Source organism: Caldivirga sp. UBA161, from assembly GCF_002506515.1.
Lineage (GTDB): Archaea > Thermoproteota > Thermoprotei > Thermoproteales > Thermocladiaceae > Caldivirga.
In genome coordinates this window covers 11,866-17,422 of the sequence record NZ_DAXS01000002.1, presented here as the reverse complement: position 1 = coordinate 17,422, position 5,557 = coordinate 11,866, and the positions used below count along the sequence as shown (strand labels likewise).

The window sequence follows — 5,557 nt, the reverse complement described above, 5'->3', positions numbered from 1 at the left end:
TAGTGCAGGAGGTAATTTAGCGGCAGTGGTGGCTATAATGGTTAGGGATAAGGGATTAAGGCCAAGTCTTAAGTACCAAGTTTTGGTGAACCCATTTGTAGGCGTGGATGTTGCATCCTACAGTATTAGGGGATATTCCACAGGCTTCCTCCTGGATAAGGATGATATGGATTTCTTCAATAAGGCTTACTTAAGGAATTTAACTGATGCGCTTGATCCAAGATTCTCACCAATACTGATTAACGACTTTAGCAACCTACCGCCTGCATTAATTGTAACCTCAGAATATGATCCATTAAGGGACTCTGCGTAAACATATGCAGTTAAACTCTCAGAGGCAGGTGTACCAACTGTAGTTGTTAGATTTAATGGTATGATTCACGGCTTCTACAATCTACCCATACCTCATGCAAGGGTGGTAATAGGGTTAATAGGATCAACGTTGAGGCAAGCATTCTACGATAAGTACTAGCTTAAAGAGCCATTAAAGCGGCCGCTAGGATTAGTGAATTTAAAATACTCCTTAACCCGTATAACCTCTGATACGGTATTGGGATAGTATTAGGGTCAATGTGTGCGTTAACTACAGTAGTACTAGTGGATACTCTCGGCAGGAAGGCTATTCAAATATTAGGCTTCTCAATGATGGCAGCCCTCTACTTAACTGTTGTTAACTTAATGATTGCCCACGGTACGAGTATAATAGGCTTCCTAATACCATCCAGCTACGCCTTAGCCATATATGCCTTAACCTTCTTCATAGACTTCGGGCCAAACACAACAACATTCGTAATACCTGCTGAGGTTTACCTAACATCACGCAGAACCACTGGCCATGGTATATCAGCCGCTGCAGGAAAGGCTGGGGCAGCTATAGTGACCTTACTCTTCCCATCACTTCAATTAGCCATTGGGATTAGAGGTATATTAATCATATACGCCATAGCTGCAATAGCTGGCGCATTATTGTCAATACCATTAAAGGAGCCTAAGAAAATGGACTTGGAGGCAATATCGGAGGAGATAGTTCCAGCCAGTTAAAAAGCACTTTAAATTTACCTCAGACTTAAAACATGTATTACAAATGCTTTTAATTGCCTCATGGATACTTAACGAAATGTTTAAAAGGCCTATGAGGTAACGCCCTTAACGCACCGCCCGCGTGGAACGCCGCAGATCCCGGGTTCAAATCCCGGCGGCCGCATCACTCTTCCTTTTTCCCGTCACCTAAACCACCGGCTTATGGTAAATAAATTGGCAGTAATGTTAATTAAGCATCCTATTTAGGGAGGTTAATAAATCATCACGCCCATTATTCAGTTGAATACATGTAGATTAATGAGGGGGATTAGGAGTATAATGGTTTACGTAATATTAATGTTCATAGCGGCACTATTTCTTGGTGCATTAAGTATTTACATAGTTGAGCATGGTCATAATCCTGGCCATTAGGAACTTCTTTGATGCGACTTGGCTCTTTATAGGAACCATAACTATGGTTGGTTATGGGGATATTATCCCTCAAATTACCTTAGGTAGGATTATGGATATGATTATAATGCCCATTGGCATAACCGTGATAAGCATATTAACAACATTGATAGCCACCATATTAACTGAAAGGGGCTATGGAGAGGATAAGCGACATGAGGTCAAGCAGTAAGGGTAATCACGTGATTATCCTGGGTGAGCCGGAGAGGGCTATTAATTTTGATTAAAAGCCTTAGTAATTAATAGAGGATTCAGGGAAATTCATGGATATAGTTTACGTAAGTGAACTTGAAAAAGCCGAGTAATTTACCTAAGGATGTTGAATTCATTAAGGGTGACCCAACGCTTAAGGATACTTTAATTAGGGCTAATATTGATAAGGCGGCATCATTAATAATCCCACCCCAGGGGATTCTGCCTCAGCTAATTCTAGAACGCTCATGGAGGTTGTGGCTGCTAGAAGCATTAACTCAAACCTCACATAATTGTTGAACTCCTTAATGAGGTTAATACTGAATATGCACTTAAGGCCGGGGCTAATGAGGCAATTGCAGTGGGGTCATTGACAATGGCTGCAGTAGCAACTGAAGTTGTTCATAAAGGGTCATTAAAGGCAATAATGAGGCTACTTAGAGGTAACAGTGAAATCTCAGTGATTAGTTCAAGTGAATGCACTGGGTTAAGCTTCAAGGTCTCATTAAGGTAAGGGAACGCGAATCAGGAATACTCATTGACATTCTTAGGAATAATGAAGTATTAATAAGCCCAAGCAATGAATTAATAGTAAATTAAATCAAGAAGTATTTAAGTAAACTCAGCCTTTCTTTGAGTTGGTTCATTGCCTTCATTCTCATTACCTCTAACTGGTAGCCTTTAGCTACCCTACTCTACCTGCCCAGTGGCGGACCATAGGCTGGATCTTCTATTCTTCACCCAGTGGAATCTCCAAGTTCTATGGATCTGCCTTACCCTTAAACCTAAGTATCCACCTCCTTAAACCGCCACATCCTAAGCCAATTAACCTCATTCTAATCGGTTCAGTAACAAGCATGCTACAGAAGTAGCAAATAAAGTAACCTAAAATAAACCCTACCTTAAAAGGCGAGCCTTATCCTAACGCTTTTATCATACTTTATAGTATTACGGCATGAGGAAAGCCTTAAATATTACTAAAGTAATATTTTAACATATGAAGACTAAGTACCTAATGTTGACTGCAGTAATTCTCATTATATTAATTTCCATATTCATCATTAGTATTAGGCATCCTCAACCAGTAAGGGGCAGAATCTTCATTTGGATTGAACCATGGATGCCTAACACAACCATACCTAAATGGGCCTTAGCCGGCGTGATTGCAGTCTACTACTGCGGTAATGATATGATGTGCCTTGGTACCCTTAATAATTCACTAGCATTAATTAAATACTATTTAAACACTAGTCAATCAGTGTTCATAGCATTATACCCAACATACTGGACTTATAGAGGAGGATTAAGTAACCCAGCTTACTTCAATTATAGTGACTTAACCTACGTTGTGGATTCCTTAAAGGCCATTGATCCAAGTGGCAGGGGTTTAATAATTGGGTTCAGTGAACAATGGGGTTGCTTACAGTCTCCGGTATGTGAAGCAACTTTAGTTAAAACATACCGGCTACTGGAGGAGAAATTCCCTAATGCTGAATTTTACTACTATGATTGCTGCATTAATGTTAATACCATGATTAAGTTCGCTAAGGAGGCTAACATAACAATACTGGGTTACGACATATACTCCTACTACTACAGTAAAGGTGTAGTGCACGTCAATCCATCTCTACTGAATGATCTAAGAAATGTGAAAAAGCATGGATTAACACTAATTATTGGCGAAATTGGATTCAGAGTTTGCGATGCAAACGCCTGGTACAATCCATCTCAAGCAAACCCCGGAATACCCATTAAAATCAACTGTACTGCACCTGCAGTTTACTTGGCTGAGGTACTTAGCCAAGTAAGTGATTTAAAACCAGCTTACATAGGTATATGGGCTTGGGACGATTGCTGTGGATTCAGTGTAAGTCAAAATTCATTGATGATAAACGTACTAAAAAATTATGTGGAGAATACCACGTATTATCCATCACCTAGTTAATTAGCTTCAGGTAATATGACTTACTAGACCATGCAGCAAGGAGTAAGGAATTGCAATGACTAATGTTGAGATAAGCTTATAAGATGCTTGAATTCCAAGCTTAACCAAGGGCCCGTAGCTCAGCCAGGTTAGAGCGGCGGGCTTTTAACCCGTAGGTCGTGGGTTCGAATCCCACCGGGCCCGCATCCTCCTCAACGTTCAGGAATGGAACATGTTACACTCAATATTTCCTCATATTTCGGAGTAAGACACCACAGCTAGCATAGGATGCGGTTAAAGCTTACTATAGCCTATTAGGCCATTAATATAAATATTAACTCTATTATTATTACGTAACTTCCTTCATTGTTATATGCGTGCAACATCAAGTAATGATTTACTTAGTAATCTTGTTTGTACTGGGGTAATATTTAAAGCAATTTTTAATTGCTTTGATCGGCATTTATGTGGGGGAGAAAACTGGATAATTTGGCAGTGGTTATGGATGCCTTGAGGCATCCGATAAGGCTAATGATAATGGCTCTCCTAATATTAATTAAAGCTTTGAGCGAATTAATGCTTTGTGAAGCCTAGCACATCAGCGAAGTTACCTAGGTCAAGTAGGCCATGTCCACTGAAGCTAACTAATATAACCTTCCTCTCACCAGTCCTCTTAGCCTCATCTGCAATCTCCTTAATGACCGGTAAAGTGTGTGCTGTTTCTGGTGCCGGTATGTAGCCTTCAACCTGGGCAAATACTTGAGCCATCTTGAAGACTGTCTCCTGATCGTAATCCCTCCCCTCCACGTAACCCTTACTCATTAGGTATGATAATGTTGGGGCAACTGCATGGTACCTTAAGCCACCTGCATATATTGGTGGCGGTATGAAGTCTGAACCTATTGTATACATCTTCAACTGTGGTAAGACCTTACCTGTATCTGGGTCATCATACTTGTAGACCCCCTTAGTGACCTTAGGCACCTCAGATGCCCCCACAGCAATGTACCTACGCCTAACCCTCCCACTCCTGAGTTCATCACCCATGAATGGGTAAAATGCACCACCCCAATTACTACCACCACCCACTACCCCTATCATTACGTCAGGGTCCTCACCTATTAATTCCAGTTGCCTCTTAGCCTCAAGCCCTGCAATAGTCTTAAATAGTATGTCTGTATTTATGACGCTGCCAACAACGTACTTACCACCATTATTAAGCGCGTACTCGGCTGCCTCAGTTATGGCTACGCCTAGGCTACCTGGGTGGTTGGGATTCTCCTTAAGTAGCCTCCTCCCGAATTCCGTTAATTCACTGGGGCTTGCATGTACTTCAGCGCCGTACATCTGTATTTGGAACCTCCTAAGTGGCTTAGCGTTATAGCTTGCCCTAACCATGAATACATGCGCCTTAACCTTAAATAATGCTGAAGCCAATGCAACTGCAGCACCCCATTGACCAGCCCCAGTCTCAGTGGTGACAAGCCTTGCACCATCCTTAAGGGCATAGTAAACCCAGGCTAAGGCTGAATTAACCTTATGGCTCCCAGTATACGTGTAGCCCTCCATTTTAAGGTATATTTTAACTGGTGCATCCAAGTACTCCTCAAACCTCCTAGCCCTAATCAATGGCGTAGGCCTACCAACCTGAAGGTACCTCTCACGCACCTCCTCAGGCATTTTAATGAACCTCTCACTGGAGAATTCAAAGCTTAGGGGTTCAGAGGGTATGACCCTCTTAAGCAGTTCAAGCCTCCTCCCATTATCAGGATCCTGAGGTGGTGGGAGTGGTTCAGGAAGGTCAGCAAGTATATTGTACCAGTGGTCTGGGATTTCATCTGGAGGTAGGTCTATCCTATACTGGTTTAGTGACTTACCCAAATAGTGACCACCTGCAGTGTTAGGTTAGCTTAGTTTTTAAATATAGGCCTTAGGATTCACAAATGCTCA

Annotated in this window: 7 protein-coding genes and 1 tRNA gene; 7 read left to right on the top strand and 1 reads right to left on the bottom strand. The window is 41.7% G+C overall.

Features of this window, described 5'->3' with window-relative positions; translation table 11 throughout:
• The 7 genes from BP896_RS00210 to BP896_RS00180 all read left to right on the top strand — a co-directional run.
• On the top strand, positions 1-313 hold a 313-nt coding region (locus BP896_RS00210), incomplete at its 5' end, for an alpha/beta hydrolase fold domain-containing protein (RefSeq protein WP_291764474.1).
• Positions 314-570: 257 nt separating this feature from the next.
• Positions 571-1,041 carry an MFS transporter gene (locus BP896_RS00205; RefSeq protein WP_291764473.1) on the top strand — a complete coding sequence of 157 codons (471 nt, stop codon included), beginning with the start codon at positions 571-573 and terminating at the stop codon, positions 1,039-1,041.
• 388 nt (positions 1,042-1,429) lie between these two features.
• A complete protein-coding gene (locus BP896_RS00200; RefSeq protein WP_291764471.1) occupies positions 1,430-1,663 on the top strand; it encodes a potassium channel family protein in 234 nt (77 codons plus the stop codon).
• 110 nt (positions 1,664-1,773) lie between these two features.
• Positions 1,774-1,983 (top strand): hypothetical protein, encoded by a 210-nt coding sequence (locus tag BP896_RS00195; RefSeq protein ID WP_291764469.1) that lies wholly within the window; start codon positions 1,774-1,776, stop codon positions 1,981-1,983.
• 76 nt (positions 1,984-2,059) lie between these two features.
• Complete coding sequence (locus BP896_RS00190) at positions 2,060-2,197, top strand: hypothetical protein (protein WP_291764468.1); 138 nt, start codon at positions 2,060-2,062, stop codon at positions 2,195-2,197.
• A gap of 483 nt (positions 2,198-2,680) precedes the next feature.
• Complete coding sequence (locus BP896_RS00185; RefSeq protein WP_291764467.1) at positions 2,681-3,628, top strand: hypothetical protein; 948 nt, start codon at positions 2,681-2,683, stop codon at positions 3,626-3,628.
• Positions 3,629-3,736: 108 nt separating this feature from the next.
• A tRNA-Lys gene (locus BP896_RS00180) sits at positions 3,737-3,811 on the top strand.
• Positions 3,812-4,180: 369 nt separating this feature from the next.
• On the opposite strand, the gene BP896_RS00175 is transcribed toward BP896_RS00180, so the two are convergent.
• On the bottom strand, positions 4,181-5,488 hold the full coding sequence (locus BP896_RS00175; protein ID WP_291764465.1) for a TrpB-like pyridoxal phosphate-dependent enzyme: 1,308 nt from the start codon (positions 5,486-5,488) through the stop codon (positions 4,181-4,183).
• Positions 5,489-5,557 lie beyond the last annotated feature (69 nt).